Genomic DNA, 19,287 nt, shown 5'->3' with positions numbered 1-19,287 from the left:
CGGGCGCTGCGTCCCATCCTGCCGGCACATCGTGCTGCGCGGCCGTGACGTGCGAGGCACGCGCAACATTCACGCGCGCCGCGCGAACGACGCGCGAAGGCCGCACCCGGGAACATCGCAACGACAACAGCACATTGCACACTGCACGCGCATGGCGCGTGAGACGGAGAAAGGTATGGCGGGTCATTCGAAATGGGCCAACATCAAGCACAAGAAGGCTGCTGCTGACGCGAAGCGCGGCAAGGTCTGGACGCGGCTCATCAAGGAAATCCAGGTCGCGGCGCGCATGGGCGGCGGCGATGCCGACACGAACCCGCGCCTGCGTCTGGCCGTCGACAAGGCGTACGACGCCAACATGCCCAAGGACAACATCAACCGCGCCATCCAGCGCGGTGTGGGCGGTGTCGATGGCGCGAACTACGAGGAAATCCGCTACGAAGGCTACGGCATCGGCGGCGCGGCCGTCATCGTCGACACGATGACCGACAACCGCACCCGCACGGTCGCGGAAGTGCGCCACGCGTTCTCGAAGTTCGGCGGCAACATGGGCACGGACGGCTCGGTTGCGTTCATGTTCGATCACGTCGGCCAGTTCGTGTTCGCGCCGGGCACGCCCGAAGACGAGCTCATGAACGCCGCGCTCGAAGCGGGCGCCGACGACGTCGTGACGAACGACGACGGCTCGATCGAAGTGGTCTGCCCGCCGTTCGACTTCACGAAGGTGAAGACCGCGCTCGAAGCCGCGGGCTTCAAGGCCGAAATGGCCGAAGTCACCATGAAGCCGCAGAACGAGGTCGAATTCACGGGCGACGACGCCGTGAAGATGCAAAAGCTGCTCGACGCTCTCGAAAACCTGGACGACGTCCAGGATGTGTACACCAACGCGTCGATCGCCGAGGAATAAGGCGTCGGCGCGGGAGGCCGCGTCGAGGTCTGGTTCGGCCCGCCTCCTGCTTGCGATTTTCACGGCCGGCGCACTGTGCGCCGGCCGCAACTGTTTCTGGTCTTGGTCTTTCGGGGATTCTCATGAAGTTACTCGTCGTCGGTTCTGGCGGCCGCGAACATGCGCTGGCGTGGAAGCTCGCGCAGTCGCCGCGCGTGCAGCTCGTCTACGTCGCACCCGGTAACGGCGGCACCGCGCAGGACGAGCGGCTCGCCAACGTCGACATCACGGATATCCACGAGCTCGCCGATTTCGCCGAGCGCGAAGGCGTCGCCCTCACGGTCGTCGGCCCGGAAGCGCCGCTCGCCGCGGGCATCGTCAACGTGTTCCGCCAGCGCGGCCTGAAGGTGTTCGGCCCGTCGAAGGAAGCCGCGCAGCTCGAAAGCTCGAAGGACTTCGCCAAGGCGTTCATGAAGCGCCACAACATCCCGACGGCGGCCTACGAGACCTTCTCGGACGCCGCGGCGGCGCACGCCTACGTCGAGAAGAACGGCGCGCCCATCGTCATCAAGGCCGACGGCCTGGCTGCCGGCAAGGGCGTGGTCGTGGCGATGTCGCTGGAAGAAGCGCACCAGGCCATCGACATGATGCTCGCCGACAACAAGCTCGGCGACGCCGGCGCGCGCGTGGTGATCGAGGAATTCCTGGCGGGCGAGGAAGCGAGCTTCATCGTCATGGTGGACGGCAAGCACGTACTCGCGCTCGCCTCGAGCCAGGACCACAAGCGCCTGCAAGATGGCGACCAGGGCCCGAACACGGGCGGCATGGGCGCCTACTCGCCCGCGCCGATCGTCACGCCGCAGCTGCACGCACGCGTGATGCGCGAAATCATCCTGCCGACCGTGGCGGGCATGGAGAAGGAAGGCATCCGCTACACGGGCTTCCTCTACGCCGGTCTGATGATCGACGCGCAGGGCAACCCGAAGACACTCGAATTCAACTGCCGAATGGGCGACCCCGAAACGCAGCCGATCATGGCGCGCCTGAAGGGCGACTTCTCGAAGGTCGTGGAGCACGCCATCGCCGGCACGCTCAACCAGGTCGAGCTCGACTGGGACCGCCGCACGGCACTTGGCGTCGTGCTCGCCGCGCACAACTACCCGGAAACGCCGCGCAAGGGCGACCGCATCAGCGAGATCCCCGCCGAAACCGACGATTCGGTGACGTTCCATGCGGGCACGCGGATGGTGGACGGCAAGCTCGTGACCTCGGGCGGCCGTGTGCTGTGCGTGGTGGGTCTCGCCGATTCGGTGCGCAGCGCGCAGAACGTGGCGTACGAGACCGTGAACCGCATCTCGTTCGACGGCATGCAGTATCGCAACGACATTGGCTATCGCGCCGCGGGGCGCAAGCAGTAAGCGCAGCGCTTTGCCGGGGCCGCCCGCTTTCGATGCGGCCCCAAAGAAAGCGAGCGGCCATGCGCCACCGCGCAACGGCGCGCTCACGGCATTTTCGTCTGGCCGGTTTCGTAGGCCGAAAAGGCATCCGCCACGCAGCAGCCTGAAGCGCGCGCAGCATGCAGCCCGCGCGGCCGCCGTTGGCACCGGACGTCGCGCCGATCGGCGCTACACTGCCGCTGTCAGGCCGCGCCGGGCGGCCTATCCGAGTAACCCAACGCATAACCCGACGAAGAACCGATTCCAGCGCCCGAGCGCTGCCGTCCCCATTTCATCGATGACCGACACCCCTAACCGCGCCTACCCCGACAGCGCCGCCGTCCGCGCCTGGCTGGCCGGCCTGCAGACGCAGATCGCCGACACGCTCGGCGCCTTCGACGGCAAGCCGTTCGCCACCGACAACTGGCAACGCGGCCCCGGCGAGAAGCTGCGCGGCGGCGGTTGCACGCGCATCATCGAAGGCGGCGAGTTCTTCGAGCGCGGGGGCATCGGCTTTTCCGACGTTTCCGGCGACGCCTTGCCACCCTCGGCAACGGCGGCGCGCCCCGAACTGAACGGCCGCGGCTTCGAGGCGATGGGTGTTTCGCTCGTGCTGCATCCGCGCAATCCGTATTGCCCGACCGTGCACATGAATGTGCGCATGCTGCTCGCCACCAAGGCGGGCGAGGCGCCGGTATTCTGGTTCGGCGGCGGCATGGACCTCACGCCTTTTTATGGCTTCGAGGAAGACGCGCAGCACTTCCACGGCGTGTGCCGCGACGCGCTCGCGCCCTATGGCGAGGACCTGTACCCGCGCTTCAAGCGCTGGTGCGACGAGTACTTTTTCCTGAAGCACCGCAACGAAGCGCGCGGCGTGGGCGGTATTTTCTTCGACGATTACGCCACTGGCGGCTTCGACGAGGCGTTCGCCATGCTCAGGAGCGTGGGCGACGGTTTCCTGAAGGCGTATCTGCCGATCATCGAAAAGCGCCGCGCAACGCCCTACGGCGAAGCCGAACGCGAATTCCAGGCGTACCGGCGCGGTCGCTACGTCGAATTCAATCTGGTCTGGGACCGCGGCACGCATTTCGGCTTGCAAAGCGGCGGCCGCACCGAATCGATCCTGATGTCGATGCCGCCGGGCGCCACCTGGCGCTACGACTGGCAGCCGCAGCCGGGCACGCCGGAAGCGCGCCTCTACAGCGACTTCCTGCCCGTGCGCGACTGGGTCTGACGCCGTGACGCACGCTTTCACCGTCCCGCCCAACGCGCTCGAACGGCGCGTCGGGCTGCTCGGCGGCACGTTCGATCCGATCCACGAGGGCCACCTCGCGCTCGCGCGCCACTTTGCGCGCGTGCTGGACCTGAACGAGCTGATCCTGCTGCCCGCCGGACAACCGTGGCAAAAGCCGGGTGTTACCGCGGCGCAGCATCGGCTCGCCATGACGCGTGCCGCCACTGCCTCGCTCGCGCTGCCGGGCGTGACGGTGACAGTGGATGCCGACGAAATCGAGCACAACGGCCCGACCTACACAGTGGAAACGCTGCGCCGCTGGCGTGCGCGACGCGACGTCGACGGCAACGCGAGCAACGCGAAAGCGGCGCTCACACTGTTAATGGGTGCCGATCAATTGCTGCACCTCGATTCGTGGCACGAATGGCGCGAGCTTTTCGCGCTCGCGCATCTGGGCGTGGCGAGCCGCCCCGGCTTCGGCTTTGACGAAGACTTCGCGGCGCTGCCGCCCGAAGTCGCGCGTGAAGCCACCGCCCGCCGCGCAAGCGCCGCCGCGCTTGCGACCACGCCGTACGGCCACCTGCTGGTCGACGACACGCTCGCGCTCGACGTTTCGGCGACCGAAATCCGGCGCGACCTGCCTGCCTGCGTGGCAAGCGGGCAACGTCGCGGCACCGCCGCCGACAAGCTTCCCGCGGCCGTGTGGGACTATATCCTTCAACATCATCTCTATCTGCATCACGGGTAACTATGGACATCCGCAAACTTCAACGCGCCATCGTCGACGGTCTCGAAGACGTCAAGGCGCAAGACATCCGCGTCTTCAACACGAGCCATCTGACTGAGCTGTTCGACCGCGTGGTCGTTGCGAGCGGCACCTCGAACCGCCAGACCAAGGCGCTCGCCAACAGCGTGCGCGAGAAGGTCAAGGAAGCCGGCGGCGACATCATCAGCACGGAAGGCGAGGACATCGGCGAATGGGTGCTCGTGGATTGCGGCGACGCGGTCGTCCACATCCTCCAGCCCGCGCTGCGCCAGTACTACAACCTCGAGGAAATCTGGGGCGACAAGCCGGTGCGCGTGAAGCTCGCCGCCAGCACGGGCTTCGTGGGCGCACGCCCGAGCGAGCCGATGGACGGCGAGGACGAAGACGAAGAAGCCGCGCCGGCCGTGAAGAAGCCCGCGCGCAAGAGCGCCGCGCGTAAAACCGCGAAGTAAGCGCGGCGCGTTCGCGAACGACCATCGACCCGCACGATGAAACTGCATATCGTCGCCGTCGGCCACAAGATGCCGGACTGGATCGCCGCGGGCTTCGAGGAATATACGAAGCGCATGCCGCCGGAGCTGCGCATCGAGCTGCGCGAGGTGAAGCCCGAGCAGCGTTCGTCGGGCCGCTCGGCCGAGAGCGTCATGGCGGCCGAGCGCACGCGCATCGAGGCCGCGCTGCCGAAGAACGCGCGCATCGTCGCGCTCGACGAACACGGCCGCGACTGGACCACGATGCAGCTCGCCAAGACGCTGCCGCTGTGGCAGCAGGACGGCCGCGACGTGGCGTTCCTGATCGGCGGCGCGGACGGCCTCGACCCCGAACTCAAGTCGCGCGCCGACACGCTCCTGCGCCTGTCCTCCCTCACGCTGCCGCATGCGATGGTGCGCGTGCTGCTCGCCGAGCAGCTTTACCGCGCGTGGACCATCACGCAGAATCACCCCTATCATCGCGTGTGATGCAGGTTTACAGTGCGCCCGCGCCGCCTCTCGTCGTGCGCCGGCGCCCCGCTTGCGCCCCCCCGCTCGAGCCCCGCTTGCGCCCGACATGGCGGCCGCGCACGTCAACCCGAAGTCCGTAACGACAAAGACGCTCCGATGCCCACCAACGCGCCCTATCCGTTCGTCTATCTCGCCTCGCAGAGCCCGCGCCGCCAGGAGCTGCTGCAGCAGCTCGGCGTGCGCTTCGAACTGCTGCTGCCGCGCCCCGACGAAGACGCCGAAGCGCTCGAAATCGCGCTGCCCGGCGAGCAAGCCGCCGTTTATGTCGAGCGCGTGTGCGCCGCCAAGGCCGACGCCGCCCGCGCGCGCCTCGTCGCAGGCTCGCACAGGCACGCGCCGATTCTGACCGCCGACACCACGGTCTCCATCGACGGCCATATTCTCGGCAAGCCGCACGATGCAGCCGAAGCATATGCGATGCTCGAGCGCCTCGCCGGACGCGAGCACGAAGTGCTCACGGCGGTGGCCGTCGTCAACGCCGAAGGGGTGTGCCTGCCCGTCGCGGTCTCGCGCTCGCACGTGCGCTTCGCCCCGGCGCTGCCCGCCGCGATCGCGCGCTACGTGGCGAGCGGCGAGCCGTTCGGCAAGGCCGGCGCGTACGGCATACAGGGCCGCGCGGCGGAATTCGTCGAGCGAATCGACGGGTCCTATTCGGGTATCATGGGTTTGCCACTATTCGAAACGGCCGCCCTCCTGCGCGCCGCGGGCATCGACTTCTAGAACAAACCATGAACGAAGAAATCCTGATCAACGTCACGCCCCAGGAGACGCGCGTCGCATTGGTCCAGCAAGGCGCAGTACAGGAGCTTCACGTCGAGCGCACGCTGTCGCGCGGGCGCGTCGGCAACGTCTATCTCGGCAAGGTCGTGCGGGTGCTGCCGGGCATGCAGTCCGCGTTCATCGACATCGGTCTCGAGCGCGCCGCGTTCCTTCATGTGGCCGATATCTGGCATCCGCGCATTGCCGGCGAAGCGCATGCGCCGGTGCATCATCAGCCCATCGAAAAGACGGTGTTCGAAGGGCAAACGCTCATGGTGCAGGTCGTGAAGGATCCGATCGGCACCAAGGGCGCACGGCTTTCCACGCAGGTGAGCATTGCGGGGCGCACGCTGGTCTATTTGCCGCAGGAACCGCACATCGGCATCTCGCAGAAGATCGAGAGCGAGGCAGAGCGCGAAGCGGTGCGCGCGCGCCTCACGGCCGTGTTGCCCGCCGACGAAAAAGGCGGCTATATCGTGCGCACGATCGCCGAAGACGCCACGAGCGAAGAGCTTGCGGCGGACGTCGCGTATCTGCGCAAGACGTGGGCGACGATACTCGCCCAGGCGCAGCGCCTGCCCGCCACGAGCCTGCTGTATCAAGACCTGAATCTCGCGCAGCGCGTGCTGCGCGACTTCGTGAACGACGAGACCTCGCGCATTCAGGTCGATTCGCGCGAAACGTTCCAGAAGCTCACCGAGTTCGCCACCGAATTCACGCCAGCCGTGCTGCCGAAGCTGCATCACTACTCGGGCGAGCGGCCGCTCTTCGATCTCTACAACATCGAAGCCGAAATCCAGCGTGCGCTCTCGCGCCGCGTGGACCTCAAGTCCGGCGGCTACCTCGTGATCGACCAGACCGAGGCGATGACGACCATCGACGTGAACACGGGCGGCTACGTCGGTGCGCGCAACTTCGACGACACGATCTTCAAGACGAATCTCGAAGCGGCGCATACGATCGCGCGGCAATTGCGTCTGCGCAATCTGGGCGGCGTGATCATCATCGATTTCATCGACATGGAGAACATCGAGCATCGCGACCAGGTGCTCGGCGAGCTGAAGAAGGCGCTTTCGCGCGATCGCACGCGCGTGACCGTGAACGGCTTCTCGCAATTGGGACTCGTGGAGATGACGCGCAAGCGCACGCGCGAATCGCTTGCGCATGTGCTGTGCGAGCCTTGCCCGACTTGCCTCGGCAAAGGCCAGGTGAAGACCGCACGCACCGTTTGCTATGACGTGCTGCGTGAAATTCTGCGCGAGTCGCGCCAGTTCAATCCGCGCGAGTTTCGCGTGGTCGCTTCACAGCAGGTGATCGACCTCTTTCTCGAGGAAGAGTCGCAGCATCTCGCCATGTTGATCGACTTCATCGGCAAGCCGGTTTCGCTGCAGGTGGAGTCGAATTTGAGTCAGGAACAATACGACATCGTGCTCATGTAGCGCGACGCCGTGGCAGGCATCACCGGAGCATCGCAGTTGAATCACCAGCGCGTCACCATTGAACAGATCGGCGAATTCGACGAGATCGTCGATGTACGAACGCCGCTCGAATTTGCCGAGGACCACATTCCCGGCGCGATCAACGCACCCGTGCTCAGCAACGAGGAGCGCGTGATCGTCGGGACCATGTACAAGGACTCGCCCTTCGAGGCGACGCGCGTGGGCGCGGCCATGGTGGCGCGCAATATCGGCATGCATCTCGACACGTTGTTCGTCGACCGTCCGCGCAACTGGCGCCCGCTCATCTATTGCTGGCGCGGCGGCAAGCGTTCCGGCTCGATGACGGCGTGGTTCAACATGATCGGCTGGCGCGCGCGTCAGCTGGATGGCGGATACAAGGCGTACCGGCATACGGTCGTGGAAGCGCTTGGCACACTGCCTGAAGGCTTTCGCTATATCGTGGTGGCCGGCCCGACGGGTAGCGGCAAGACGCGCCTCTTGAAGGCGCTCGGACAAGCGAACGCGCAGATGCTCGATCTCGAAGGGCTCGCCGCGCATCGCGGCTCGTTGCTGGGTGCGCTGCCCCAGCGGGCGCAGCCATCGCAGAAGTCGTTCGATACGGCGCTCGTGCAGACGCTGCGCGGTTTCGACGCCACGCGGCCCGTGTTCGTCGAGGCCGAGAGCCGGCGCATCGGCGTCATCACGCTGCCGCCCGCGCTCGTCGAACGTCTGCATGCCGCGCCTTGTGTCGTACTCGACGTCGCGCGTAAAGAACGTATCGACTTGCTGCTCGAGGAGTACGGACATTTGTTCGACGAACGTACGTATTTCCGCGAGCAACTGGACAAGCTCACGCCGCTGCACGGGCGCGAGCGTATCGAATCGTGGTGCAAGCTGCTCGCCGAAGATCGACGGGCGGAGCTTTACGAGGCGCTCGTCGCGCAGCACTACGATCCCGCCTATACACGCAGCACGCGGCGCAACTTCGCGAAGCTCGAAAAATCGCTGCACTTCGCGTTCCAGCCGATGACGGGCGACACGCTCGCGCAAGCCCGCACGCTGCTCGCGCGGCTGGAGGAAACGTCCTACGCCGCAGAACCTGCGGACAGCGAAGCCGAAGCGCCTCGCACTGTCTGACGTATACCCTTCCCCTTCGCGGATTTCATAAAAGGCGCGCGCGCCGCGATGGCTTAGCGCGAGTACATCGCGTTCCAGTCTTCAGGCGAAACCGTGGCGCGGCCGCCCGCTTGCGAGGCGTTCGCCACGCCGCCGTAGCTGCTGTTTGCGCCATTCAACGCTGCGACCTTCGCCTGGGCGGCCTGGATGGCTTCGGGGTAATGGGCGTTGTCACCGTCACCGACGCGGTAGCCCACCTGCCGGAGCTGCACGAGTTCGGCGCGCACCTGGGCGCGCGTGATGGTCGAGTGCGACTGCGCGAACGAGGCGGTGGGCAGAGCGGCAGCGGCAAGAACGGTGGCGACGGCAACGGCTTGAATCAGGGACTTCATGGAAACGACCTCCAGTTGGATTGGCGGTCGACGTGCGACTGTGTGTGCATGCGACCGATGTACACATCGTATGCTCACGAATCCCTAGGGTTAACCCCTAGAATCCTAAGGCACTGTTCCAATTCGAGGCAAAGTCCGCGCGATCCGGCGCCGAAGGGCGCCGTCGGCGTTGGCGCGATTACTGGGGCGGCGTGGCGTTTTCAGTCAACGAAGCGGTGTGCTGGAGCTGCGCGGGCAGATCGGGCTCCCACGCTTCGAGATCCTGAGTCGGATAAAGGCCGAACGCGTAGATCACCCGCTTTAGGCGGCTCACGAAGTTGGGACGCGGGACGTTCGCAAGCGTGCCCGGCGCGGCCTCGGCCGTGCGGGCCATGTAGTTGTACTTGAAGTCGCGCTGCGTCACGCCCCACTTCAGGAGGAATTCGCGGCCGCCGCGGTTGCGGCGAATGCGTCCCGTCGTCCGGCAGCCGAAATGGTAGATGCGGCTCGCGCCGACCGAGCGGAACGTGCGGCAGCCGACCAGCCAGAGCTTCATCAGGAAGTCGTCGTCGCTGCTCATGCCCGGCCCGAACTCGATGCTATAGCCACCCACGCGCAGCCAAAGTTCGCGGCTCACGAGCGTCGGCTGCAGCGCGATGCCGTTGCGGTCCACTGTGTTCATCTTCGCGGCGAATTCGAGCAGCCCCGCCTCGTTGAAGTCGGCAGGTCCCGTGCCGAAGTGGGCGACCGTCACGAGGCCGTTGCCGGTGTCGGTCGGCTCGATGATCTGCGAGGCGAGATAGGCAGGCGCCGGGCCGATTTCGCGCAATGCGTCGACGAAGGCCGTATCCCAACCGGGCGTGCAGAACATGTCGTCGTTCATGAACAGGATCCACCCGGTCGTCGCGAGGCGCGCCACGTCGTTCACGGCGAGGCATACGCCCACGTTCCCCTTGCTCCACGTATGGCGAATACCCTGCTCACGGACCCAGTCGAGCGTGCCGTCGCTGCCGTCGTTGACGTGCACGAGAATCTCGTGCTCGAACGAAGAATGGCGCCGGATGCTGTCGACGCACATCTTGAGATACGGCAGGTTATTCCAGGTCGGGATCAGAATACTGAACATGAAGGTTTTGCCCTAGAAAGGGTCAGATTTGACATGCATGCATTTCGTGCTCGCCGCGAGAACGGCCAGCACGCAAGCCTGAAGAAATGGGTTCTCTCATGACGTCCTGACTACGCGGCTTTTGGGTGCGAAGCATGACGAGAAACGCGATATTGTACGCATACATTCTTCTTGCCCAAACTGCCGCGGGAGTTCGTACCCCACGGTGGCCGCCCATTAAGCCGTCCCTGATTCTTCGTCAAGCGCACGAGCTGCTATCGTGTGATAATAAGAGGTTATCTTGAAGATCAAGTAGACCCGTGTTTCAGCAGACCAACTCAAACACTTCGTGGGTTTCGCCGGCAAGCTGGCTCGATCGGGCAGTTTCCCGGTCCTGCACGATCCCCTACCCGGGCGTGCCTTACGAGCCGGAGCCGTTTCTTCGCAGCACCACCCGCATCAAGATCGCGAAGAAATACCTGCACAAGCAATTTCTTCTGAAGGCGCACGGCCAGTTGCGCCTCGAACAGGCGCATCTGGACCCTTCGCAGCGCATCCTGTGGGTCTACGCCAAACGCAACTTCGGCGACGCGACGATGGACATGGCCGGCCGCGCCCTGCTCAAGGGCCTCGGCATGCGCATCGATCTCCTCGCGTTGCCGTCGCTGGTGCCGCTTTTCAGCGAAGACGACGTGTTCGGCAAGGTCTACGGTGACCCGGACGAGGTCGATGCGAGCCGCTACGACGCGATCCTGCTCTCCGAGTACAACCTGCCGTCGATTCGCATCAAGACCCGGCACTTCGCGAAGCTGCCCTACGCGGGCCTGTTCCGTTACTTCAACGGCCCCGACCGCAACCAGACCTGCTTCAGCTTCGCGAGCGTCAACGACGTGTTCTCGCTCGGCCACGACGCCGACACGCTCGCCGCGATCAGCAAGCCCTATCTCGCCAGCGAGCCGGCAACGCGCGAGTCGGTGCGCGGCCTCCTGCCGGCGCGTCCGTTCATCGCGATCGCGGCGGGCGGCGTGGACCCCGATCGCACCTACAACCGCTGGCCCGAAGTCGTCGAATTGCTGAACAAGTACGACACCGCCGGCGCCGCGAAGGAAATCGTCGTGCTCGGCTCCGACAACGGCACGCAGATCGCGGAGCAGTTGTGTGCGAGCGCGCCCGCTGGCGTACATATCCGCTCGTTGACCGGCAAGCTCGCGTTCCTTCAGGCACGCGAGATCGTGGCGCACGCCGAACTGTTCGTGGGCGCGGACGGCGGCCTGATGCACGTCGCCCACACCACGCAAACGCCCAGCGTCTCGCTGTTCAGGGATCAAGAGCCGCCCGCGCTGCGTTTGACCGAAGCCTGCCGGTCCATCGGTCTGCAGGGCAGCGGCAACGTGGACACCATCCCGCCCGCGCAAGTCGTCGGCGCGGTGCTGCGCCAACTCGCCGCGCACGCGCCCGCTACGGCGCCCGCGGCGGCCTGATCACTCCAAACGTAACGGCTCAGGCCCACGCCGGCGCACTTTCAGGACCGCGGCGCACCTGAACGCGCGCGCCGCGTCATCGCCCGGAAGACTCAGGCAGCGCTTTGCTGATACTGGATCTTGTGCAGGTGCGCGTACATGCCGCCCTTCTCGAGCAGCTGCTGGTGCGTGCCCGATTCGACGATATGGCCGCCATCCATCACGAGGATGCGGTTCGCGCGCTCGATCGTCGACAGGCGGTGCGCGATCACGAGCGTCGTGCGCCCGCGCATCAGCGTTTCCAGCGCCGCCTGCACGTGGCGCTCCGACTCCGAATCGAGTGCCGAGGTCGCCTCGTCGAGAATCAGGATCGGCGCATCCTTGTAAATCGCACGGGCGATCGCCAGACGCTGGCGCTGGCCGCCCGAGAACTTCATGCCGTTATCGCCGATCAGCGTGTCCATGCCTTCGGGCAGCGCCGAGATCGTTTCCCACAGGTTCGCGGCGCGTAGCGCGCGCTCCACGCGCTCGCGGTCGGCCGTCTGGCCATAGGCGACGTTGTTCGCAACCGTGTCGTTGAACAGCACCACGTCCTGGCTGACCATCGCGATCTGGTTGCGCAGCGCATGCACGTCGTAATCGGCGATCGACACGCCGTCGACCATCACCTGGCCGCCGCTCGGATCGAAAAAGCGCGGCAACAGATTCACGAGCGTGGTCTTGCCGCTGCCGGACGGGCCGGCGAGCGCCACCATTTCGCCGGGATTGATGCGGAACGACACATGGTCGAGCGTCACGCGATGGCTCTCGCCATAGGCAAACGAGACGTCGCGGAACTCCACTTCGCCGCGCGCGCGTTCGAGCGGCAAGCCGCCGCCCGCGGGCTCGGGCGGCTCGTCGATCAGCCCGAAGATCAGCTCGGCCGCGGTCATGCCGCGCTGCAGCGGCTGATTCACGTCGATCAGGTGCTTGAGCGGCGAGATCACGAGCAGCATCGACGTGACGAATGCCACGAAGCCGCCGACCGTCGTCTGGTCGTTCGAGGCCTGCACAACGGCAATGGTGATGACGATCGCCAGCGCGATCGAAGCGAGGAACTGCGTGAGCGGCTGCGCGAGCCCGCCCGACACCGTCATGCGCATCTGGTAGCCGCGCAGGCGGCGGCTCATTTCGCCGAAGCGTTCCTTTTCGTAGGTCTCGCCGTTGTGAACCTTGACGACCTTGTAGCCGCCCACCGTCTCCTCGACGATATAGGACAGGTCGTTCGTGAGCATCTGATGCTCGCGGTTCAGTCGGCGCAAACGCCGGTTGATCTTGCTGACGAGCCAGCCGATCGCCGGCAGCAGCACCGCGACGATCAACGTGAGCCGCCAGTTCAGGTAGAACAGGTAGCCGAGCAGGAAGATCACCGTGAGCGAGTCGCGCACGAGCGTGACCAGCACGCCGAGCAGCACGCCGAGAATCTGGTTGACCTCGAACACGATCGCGTTGATGACCGTACTCGCGGTTTCGCGCTGAAAGAAGCCGACGCTCGCGTGAATCATGCGCTCGAACATCTTCAGGCGCAGCGCGAGCAGCACGCGGTTCGACACGTATTGCAGCAGGTAGCCGGACGCGTATTGCGCGAGGCCGCGTACCAGCGCCAGCCCGATGACCGCGATGGGCACCAGCCACTTCGCTTGCGGAGCGCCGCGCGTGCCGAAGCCGTGATCGAGCAGCGGCTTGAGCAGCGCGGGAATGCCGGCTTCGGTCGCGGCCACTACGGCCATCGCGATCACGCCTGCGAGGAGCACCCACATAAGCGGCTTTACATACGGCCACAGCCGCCGGCCAATCACGACCGGCGACGACTTGGTGTCGGAGCCGATCGGCTTGCTCAAGGTTGATCTCTCGCCCAAAATTTCCTCGAAAAAAATGCGGGTAATCTGCCCGCCCCCTGGCAAACAGGTACGCCATTGTAAACGTTCGGCCCAGGAGGCGATGTATCCGTCCGGACGGGCCCGGCGCCGGGGCGGTTTCGTCGTCGCCGGCGTTTTTGTATATACTCAGCGATTCGGCTTCGGGGCACGAACGCGCGCGCAGCAAGCGTCTATGCGAAGCGCTCTCCGAACGCGAGGACGGCTCCAGCCGGCCTTCCCATCCTCTTCACCTTCTTCCAGCCATCGCGAGCCAGCGCCGATGAACGACAGCGCCAAACCCGATGCGATCAGCGTCATCGTCATCGTCAAAAACGAAGCACACGATATTCGGGACTGCCTTGCTTCCGTGCACGGCTGGGTCGATGAAATCGTCGTGCTCGATTCGGGCAGCACGGACGGCACCCAGGCCATCTGCCGCGAGTTCGGCGCGACGGTCGTCGAAACCGACTGGCCCGGTTTCGGCCCGCAAAAACAGCGCGCGCTCGACGCGGCCCGCGGCCCGTGGATTCTCTCGCTCGACGCCGACGAACGCGTCTCCCCCCAGCTTCGCGACGAAATTCTCGCAAGCGTGAAGTCGAACGGCGCCGACCTTTTCCGCGTGCCTCGCCAATCGAACTACTGCGGCAAGTGGATCCGCCATTCCGGCTGGTCGCCCGACTATGTGACGCGGCTCTTTCGCCGCGACGCGGCGCGCTTCTCGAACGATCTCGTGCACGAACGCGTGATCGCCGCGCCCGACGCGCGCGTCGGCACGCTCACTCAGGCGCTGATTCACTACAGCTTCCGCGACTTCTCCGAAGTGCTCGGCAAAATCGACAGCTATTCGACCTACGGCGCGACCCAGGGCGCGGCGCGCGGCAAGCGCGGCGGCCTGCGCAAGGCGCTGCTGCACGGCTTCTGGTCCTTCGTGCGCAGCTGGATCATTCAGCGCGGCTTTCTCGACGGCAAGATGGGCTTCGTGCTGGCGATCTCCAACGCGGAAGGCACCTACTACCGCTACCTGAAGCTCATGCTCCTCGAGACACAGCAGTCCGCGGCGGCAAAAGCCCGCGACGCCGCGCCGGAGAGCCGATGAACGCGCGTCGCGACATGCTGATTTCGGTGATCGTCAGCACCTACAACCGGCCCGATGCGCTCGAACGGGTACTGGCCAGCTTGAGCGCGCAGTCCGACACGCGCTACGAAATCATCGTCGCCGACGACGGCTCGGCCAATGCGACCCGAGCAACCGTGGAGCGCTGCGCGGCGTCGAGTCCGGTGCGCATGGCGCACGTGTGGCACCCGGACGACGGCTTTCGCCTCGCCGAAATCCGCAACAAGGGCATCGTGCAGGCCCGCGGCGATTACCTGATCTTTCTCGACGGCGACTGCGTCGCGCAGCACGATTTCGTTGCGCGCCATCGGCAACTCGCGAGTGAGCGCGCCATCATCACCGGCAGCCGCATCCTGCTCGACGAAACGCTCACGCAACAGGTGATCGCACAGACGATTCCGCTTGCGGATAGGGGCTTCGGCTTCTGGGTTCAGCAACGCCTCGCTGGCCACGTCAACAAGATCGCGCCCCTCTTCGTCAAGTTGCCGGATCGCAAATGGCGCGTGATCGAGCAGTTCAAGTGGCGCGGCATCAAGGGCTGCAACATGAGCGCCTGGCGCAGCGACATCGAGCGCGTGAACGGATTCGACACCAGCTTCACCGGCTGGGGGCACGAGGACGCCGATTTCGTGGCCCGGCTCGCCAATGGCGGCGTGCACCGCAAGCTCGGCGCCTATGCCACGGAAATCTTCCACCTGTGGCACCGCGAGCAAGCGCGCGCGCAGGCAAGCTCCAATGAAGCAAGGGTCAAGGTGCGTATCGCGGACGGCACCGTGCGCGCCGAACGCGGTCTGGCCGAACTCGCGAGCTGAACGACGCGCGTTTCGCAGAACCACGGCGCGGCATGGCAGCGGTGAAGACCGCCATACCGTCCGATCCCGTCAGTAAACAATCTCGATTTCGCTACCCGCGAACTCGCCACGCAGCGCGGCGAGCAGGTCGTCGGTAGGTTTCACGCGCCAGGCGTCGCCCAGACGCACTTCGCCTTCCGCCCGATCGTTGCGATAGGCGATCTGCACCGCGAGCCCGTTCGGAATGACCGCATGCGCGCGCTCGCCGCGATCGCGCCCGAAACCGCCGCGGCCACGCGTTTCCGCGGCAGGCGCCGGCAGCGAGTCGTCGGGCTTCGCGCGATAGGCTTCGAGCACCGTGCGCAGCGCGCCGGCATTGGCATTGCCGTTCATCTGCAGCTTCACGGCTTGCGCGTAGCGGCTGCGCGCGCGCTCGAGATCCATCACGGTATCCACGGTGAAGCGAATACCGCCCGTGAACGCGTCATTGCGCGCCCCGCCCTGCACGACGAGCAACTCGTCTTCCTTGAAGAGCGCCTTGTGCGCCTCGAACTGCTCGTTGAACACCGTCACTTCGCACTGGCCGGTGCCGTCGTCGAGCAGCGCGATCAGCATCTTGCCGCGCTGGGTCATTTGCGTGCGCAACGAAGCGATCACACCCGCGATCAGCTTGTCGCGCCCTTCCTTGAGCTCGCCGATCTTCTGGCGCACGAAGCGGCGCACTTCGTCCTTGTAGGCGTCGAACAGGTGGCCCGAGAGGTAGAAACCCAGCGCCGCCTTCTCTTCCTGAAGCTTGCGCTTCTCGCCCCACGCCGGCTCGTCCACCAGTTCGTGCGCGGCGAGCGGTGCATCGCCCATGTCGAAGAGGCCGGCCTGCATGGCGTTGGCGCTCGCCTGGTCGGCGGCTTCCATCGCCATCGGCACGGACGCGAGCAACTGTGCGCGGTTCGCGTGAATCGTGTCGAACGCGCCGGCGCGGATCATCGCTTCGATGGTGCGACGATTGACGAGACGACGGTCGATGCGCTCGCAGAAGTCGAACAGGTCCTTGAACGGACCGCCCTCTTCACGCGCGCGCAAGATTTCTTCGATGGCGTTCTGGCCGCTGCCCTTGATCGCGCCGAGACCGTAGCGGATCGTGCGCGAGCGCTTGCCTTCGGCCACGCTGGCGTCGGCCACCGGCTCGAAGCGGTACGCCGAGGCGTTCACGTCCGGCGGCAGCACGACCATCTTGTTGGTTAGGCAATCCTCGAAGAGGATCTTCACCTTGTCGGTGTCGTCCATGGCGAGCGACATATTCGCTGCCATGAATTCGGCCGGATGGTGCGCCTTGAGCCACGCCGTGTGATAAGCGAGGAGCGCGTAAGCGGCCGCGTGCGACTTGTTGAAGCCGTAGCCCGCGAACTTCTCCATCAAGTCGAAGGTCTCGTCCGCCTTCTCGCGCGTGAGGCCGTTCTTCGCCGCGCCTTCCGCGAAAATCTCGCGGTGCTTGGCCATTTCCTCGGGCTTCTTTTTGCCCATCGCGCGACGCAGCAAGTCCGCGCCGCCGAGCGAGTAGCCGCCGATGATCTGCGCCATCTGCATCACCTGCTCCTGGTAGACCATGATGCCGTAGGTCTCTTTCAGAACAGGTTCGACACGCGGATCGGGGTACTCCACCACTTCGCGGCCGTGCTTACGCGCGCAGAAGCTCGGGATCAGGTCCATCGGGCCCGGACGATACAACGCCACGAGCGCGATGATGTCCTCGAAGCGGTCGGGCTGTGCGTCCTTGAGCATGCCCTGCATGCCGCGGCTTTCCAGCTGGAACACGGCGACCGTATTCGCTTTCTTGAGGATCTGGAACGACGGCGCGTCGTCGAGCGGCACCTGGGCGAGCGACCAGTCCTTCTTCGACGGATCGAGCATGCGGATATAGCGCTCGGCCCAGTCGAGAATCGTGAGCGTGGTCAGACCCAGAAAGTCGAACTTCACGAGGCCGACGGCTTCCACGTCGTCCTTGTCGTACTGGCTCACGACGCCGCTTTCGTCGCCCTGCGTGTAGAGCGGGCAGAAGTCGGTGAGCTTGCCCGGCGCGATCAGCACGCCGCCCGCGTGCATGCCCACGTTACGCGTGAGACCTTCCACGAGCTGCGCGAGGTCGAGCAGCTGATGCACTTCGTCTTCGTTGTCGTAGCGCTCCTGCAGGAGCGGCTCTTCCTTCATCGCGTCGGCGATGGTGACGTGCTTGCCCGGCTTGAACGGAATCAGCTTCGCGACGCCGTCGGTGAAGTTGTAGCCCAGATCGAGCACGCGGCCGATGTCGCGCACCGCGGCCTTCGCGGCCATGGTGCCGAAGGTGGCGATCTGCGAGACGGCATCCGCGCCGTACTTCTCCTTCACGTACTGAATGACGCGGTCGCGCCCGTGCTGGCAGAAGTCGATGTCGAAGTCGGGCATCGACACGCGCTCCGGATTCAGGAAGCGCTCGAACAGCAGGTTGTAGCGCAGCGGATCGAGATCGGTAATGCCGAGCGCGTAGGCGACCAGCGAGCCCGCGCCCGAACCCCGGCCCGGGCCCACCGGCACGCCGTTGTTCTTCGCCCAGTTGATGAAGTCCGCAACGATCAGGAAGTAGCCCGGGAAGCCCATCTTGATGATGGTCCCGCACTCGAATTCGAGCCGCTCGTTGTAGCGCGCGCGCTCCTGCTCGCGTTCGGCCTCGTTCGGATACAGCTGCACGAGGCGCTTTTCGAGACCTTCCCGCGAAAGCTGCACGAGATAGTCGTCGAGCGAGAGGCCGTCGGGCGTCGGGAACAGCGGCAGCTTCGGCTTGCCGAGTTCGAGCGTCAGATTGCAGCGTCTGGCGATTTCGATGGTGTTCGCGATTGCCGAAGGAATGTCCGCGAACAGCGCGACCATTTCTTCCTGCGTGCGAAACCGCTGATCGGTCGTGAAGCGCTTCTGGCGGCGCGGATTCGCGAGGATGTCGCCCTCCGAGATGCACACGCGCGCTTCGTGCGCGGTGTATTCCTCGTCGGTCATGAACTGCATGGGGTGCGTGGCGACTACCGGCAGCTTCAGTTGCGACGCGAGCGCCACCGCCTGCTCGACATACTGCTCGCCGCCGGGCTGGCCGCAGCGCTGCAACTCGATGTAATACGCGTTCGGAAACAGCTTCGCCCAGCGCTGCGCATGGCGCTTCGCACTTTCCGCATTGCCCGCCGCGAGCGCGAGACCCACGTCGCCCTGTTGCGCACCCGAGATCGCGAGCAGGCCCTCGCCCAGTCCTTCTTCGAGCCAGGCGACGTCGACTTCCGCGCGGCCGCGATACTGGTTCGTGAGCCACGCCTTGGAAAGCAACTCGCACAGATTCAGGTAGCCGCGCTTGTTCTTCACCAGCAGCAGGAGGCGCGACGGCTTGTCGCGGTCGTCGTGATTAGTGATCCAGACGTCGCAGCCGGCGATGGGTTTGACCCCTTTGCCACGGGCTTCGGTGTAAAAACGGACGAGGCCGAATGCGTTGCCGAGGTCGGTGAGCGCGAGCGCGCCCTGGCCGTCCCTGGCCGCCGCCTTGACGAGGTCGTCGAGGCGCACGATGCCGTCGGCAATCGAGAATTCGGAGTGGACGCGGAGATGGACGAAGCGGGGATCTGACATGGCCGTCATTGTACCTTCAGGGGCACGCGATTTTCGGCGCACGCTCGCATGGGCAAGTGACATCGGCCAGTCTGGCCTGGACCTTGCCGCGGGCGCGGGGGCGCCCCACGGCGTGTCGACTACGCCGCAAGCGGCGCGAGGCGCGATTGAGGGATAATAGCGGATTGCGCCCGCCGCGCGCTCTGCCCCAATTCCCGTTTTCGGGGGGACGCAGTCAGGACCCGACTTTGACAGGCAAGCACGCGCGCCCGGCTCCGGTTTCACGCGCTTTTTTA

At 65.4% G+C, this 19,287-nt stretch carries 16 protein-coding genes; 12 read left to right on the top strand and 4 right to left on the bottom strand.

The features are described 5' to 3' along the window. Positions 1–175: 175 nt before the first annotated feature. The 9 genes from AB3X99_RS11850 to mnmH all read left to right on the top strand — a co-directional run bounded on the left by AB3X99_RS11850 (position 176) and on the right by mnmH (position 8,655). Positions 176–904 carry a YebC/PmpR family DNA-binding transcriptional regulator gene (locus tag AB3X99_RS11850; protein WP_069265309.1) on the top strand — a complete coding sequence of 243 codons (729 nt, stop codon included), beginning with the start codon at positions 176–178 and terminating at the stop codon, positions 902–904. Positions 905–1,026: 122 nt separating this feature from the next. Next, the gene (purD, locus tag AB3X99_RS11845) at positions 1,027–2,301 is read left to right on the top strand and encodes a phosphoribosylamine--glycine ligase (protein ID WP_368617013.1); all 1,275 of its coding nucleotides are present in this window, start codon (positions 1,027–1,029) and stop codon (positions 2,299–2,301) included. Between the two features lie 316 nt (positions 2,302–2,617). Then, positions 2,618–3,553 carry an oxygen-dependent coproporphyrinogen oxidase gene (gene hemF / locus AB3X99_RS11840; RefSeq protein ID WP_368610235.1) on the top strand — a complete coding sequence of 312 codons (936 nt, stop codon included), beginning with the start codon at positions 2,618–2,620 and terminating at the stop codon, positions 3,551–3,553. Between the two features lie 4 nt (positions 3,554–3,557). Then, positions 3,558–4,301, top strand: coding sequence for a nicotinate-nucleotide adenylyltransferase (locus tag AB3X99_RS11835; RefSeq protein ID WP_368617012.1), 744 nt, complete (start codon positions 3,558–3,560; stop codon positions 4,299–4,301). A gap of 2 nt (positions 4,302–4,303) precedes the next feature. Further along, positions 4,304–4,771, top strand: coding sequence for a ribosome silencing factor (gene rsfS, locus AB3X99_RS11830; protein WP_069265313.1), 468 nt, complete (start codon positions 4,304–4,306; stop codon positions 4,769–4,771). A gap of 36 nt (positions 4,772–4,807) precedes the next feature. Next, positions 4,808–5,278 carry a 23S rRNA (pseudouridine(1915)-N(3))-methyltransferase RlmH gene (gene rlmH / locus AB3X99_RS11825; protein WP_069265314.1) on the top strand — a complete coding sequence of 157 codons (471 nt, stop codon included), beginning with the start codon at positions 4,808–4,810 and terminating at the stop codon, positions 5,276–5,278. Between the two features lie 138 nt (positions 5,279–5,416). Further along, positions 5,417–6,040 (top strand): nucleoside triphosphate pyrophosphatase, encoded by a 624-nt coding sequence (locus AB3X99_RS11820; RefSeq protein WP_069265315.1) that lies wholly within the window; start codon positions 5,417–5,419, stop codon positions 6,038–6,040. An 8-nt stretch (positions 6,041–6,048) separates the two neighbouring features. Next, complete coding sequence (gene rng / locus AB3X99_RS11815; protein WP_069265316.1) at positions 6,049–7,518, top strand: ribonuclease G; 1,470 nt, start codon at positions 6,049–6,051, stop codon at positions 7,516–7,518. A 36-nt stretch (positions 7,519–7,554) separates the two neighbouring features. Continuing rightward, positions 7,555–8,655 (top strand): tRNA 2-selenouridine(34) synthase MnmH, encoded by a 1,101-nt coding sequence (mnmH, locus tag AB3X99_RS11810; protein ID WP_368617011.1) that lies wholly within the window; start codon positions 7,555–7,557, stop codon positions 8,653–8,655. 53 nt (positions 8,656–8,708) lie between these two features. On the opposite strand, the gene AB3X99_RS11805 is transcribed toward mnmH, so the two are convergent. Continuing rightward, a complete protein-coding gene (locus tag AB3X99_RS11805) occupies positions 8,709–9,026 on the bottom strand; it encodes a DUF4148 domain-containing protein (protein ID WP_368617010.1) in 318 nt (105 codons plus the stop codon). 178 nt (positions 9,027–9,204) lie between these two features. Then, entirely contained in the window at positions 9,205–10,131 is a 927-nt protein-coding gene (locus AB3X99_RS11800; protein ID WP_368617009.1) for a glycosyltransferase family 2 protein, read from the bottom strand. A gap of 299 nt (positions 10,132–10,430) precedes the next feature. On the opposite strand from AB3X99_RS11800, the gene AB3X99_RS11795 reads away from it, so the two are divergent. Further along, positions 10,431–11,591 carry a glycosyltransferase family 9 protein gene (locus AB3X99_RS11795; RefSeq protein ID WP_368617008.1) on the top strand — a complete coding sequence of 387 codons (1,161 nt, stop codon included), beginning with the start codon at positions 10,431–10,433 and terminating at the stop codon, positions 11,589–11,591. 92 nt (positions 11,592–11,683) lie between these two features. Here AB3X99_RS11795 and msbA read toward each other — a convergent pair whose 3' ends face one another. After that, on the bottom strand, positions 11,684–13,468 hold the full coding sequence (msbA, locus tag AB3X99_RS11790) for a lipid A export permease/ATP-binding protein MsbA (RefSeq protein ID WP_141710694.1): 1,785 nt from the start codon (positions 13,466–13,468) through the stop codon (positions 11,684–11,686). Between msbA and AB3X99_RS11785 the strand changes: the two genes are divergently transcribed. Both AB3X99_RS11785 and AB3X99_RS11780 read left to right on the top strand, forming a co-directional pair. Beyond that, positions 13,443–14,564, top strand: a complete 1,122-nt coding sequence (locus tag AB3X99_RS11785; RefSeq protein WP_368617007.1) for a glycosyltransferase family 2 protein — start codon at positions 13,443–13,445, stop codon at positions 14,562–14,564. The genes msbA and AB3X99_RS11785 overlap by 26 nt on opposite strands. Then, positions 14,561–15,394 (top strand): glycosyltransferase family 2 protein, encoded by an 834-nt coding sequence (locus AB3X99_RS11780; protein ID WP_368617006.1) that lies wholly within the window; start codon positions 14,561–14,563, stop codon positions 15,392–15,394. Before AB3X99_RS11785 ends, AB3X99_RS11780 begins: the two co-directional genes overlap by 4 nt. Positions 15,395–15,463: 69 nt before the next feature. Here the strand turns inward: AB3X99_RS11780 and dnaE are convergent, their stop codons facing one another. After that, positions 15,464–19,021: a DNA polymerase III subunit alpha gene (gene dnaE, locus AB3X99_RS11775; protein ID WP_069265342.1), complete on the bottom strand. Its 3,558-nt coding sequence runs from the start codon at positions 19,019–19,021 to the stop codon at positions 15,464–15,466. Positions 19,022–19,287 lie beyond the last annotated feature (266 nt).

The sequence above is a fragment of the Paraburkholderia sp. BR10882 genome (genome assembly GCF_040948855.1).
GTDB classification, from domain to species: Bacteria; Pseudomonadota; Gammaproteobacteria; order Burkholderiales; family Burkholderiaceae; genus Paraburkholderia; species Paraburkholderia nodosa_A.
Note: the sequence above shows the minus strand (reverse complement) of the source record. Positions and strands in the feature narration are given on the sequence as shown.

What these genes read in the sequence shown, in the direction of transcription:
- rng (WP_069265316.1), top strand. Translation starts at nt 6,049, where the DNA reads ATGAACGAAGAAATCCTGATCAACGTCACGCCCCAGGAGACGCGCGTC.
- AB3X99_RS11805 (WP_368617010.1), bottom strand. Translation starts at nt 9,026, where the DNA reads ATGAAGTCCCTGATTCAAGCCGTTGCCGTCGCCACCGTTCTTGCCGCT.
- AB3X99_RS11780 (WP_368617006.1), top strand. Translation starts at nt 14,561, where the DNA reads ATGAACGCGCGTCGCGACATGCTGATTTCGGTGATCGTCAGCACCTAC.
- AB3X99_RS11820 (WP_069265315.1), top strand. Translation starts at nt 5,417, where the DNA reads ATGCCCACCAACGCGCCCTATCCGTTCGTCTATCTCGCCTCGCAGAGC.
- hemF (WP_368610235.1), top strand. Translation starts at nt 2,618, where the DNA reads ATGACCGACACCCCTAACCGCGCCTACCCCGACAGCGCCGCCGTCCGC.
- AB3X99_RS11850 (WP_069265309.1), top strand. Translation starts at nt 176, where the DNA reads ATGGCGGGTCATTCGAAATGGGCCAACATCAAGCACAAGAAGGCTGCT.
- AB3X99_RS11800 (WP_368617009.1), bottom strand. Translation starts at nt 10,131, where the DNA reads ATGTTCAGTATTCTGATCCCGACCTGGAATAACCTGCCGTATCTCAAG.
- purD (WP_368617013.1), top strand. Translation starts at nt 1,027, where the DNA reads ATGAAGTTACTCGTCGTCGGTTCTGGCGGCCGCGAACATGCGCTGGCG.
- dnaE (WP_069265342.1), bottom strand. Translation starts at nt 19,021, where the DNA reads ATGACGGCCATGTCAGATCCCCGCTTCGTCCATCTCCGCGTCCACTCC.
- rlmH (WP_069265314.1), top strand. Translation starts at nt 4,808, where the DNA reads ATGAAACTGCATATCGTCGCCGTCGGCCACAAGATGCCGGACTGGATC.
- rsfS (WP_069265313.1), top strand. Translation starts at nt 4,304, where the DNA reads ATGGACATCCGCAAACTTCAACGCGCCATCGTCGACGGTCTCGAAGAC.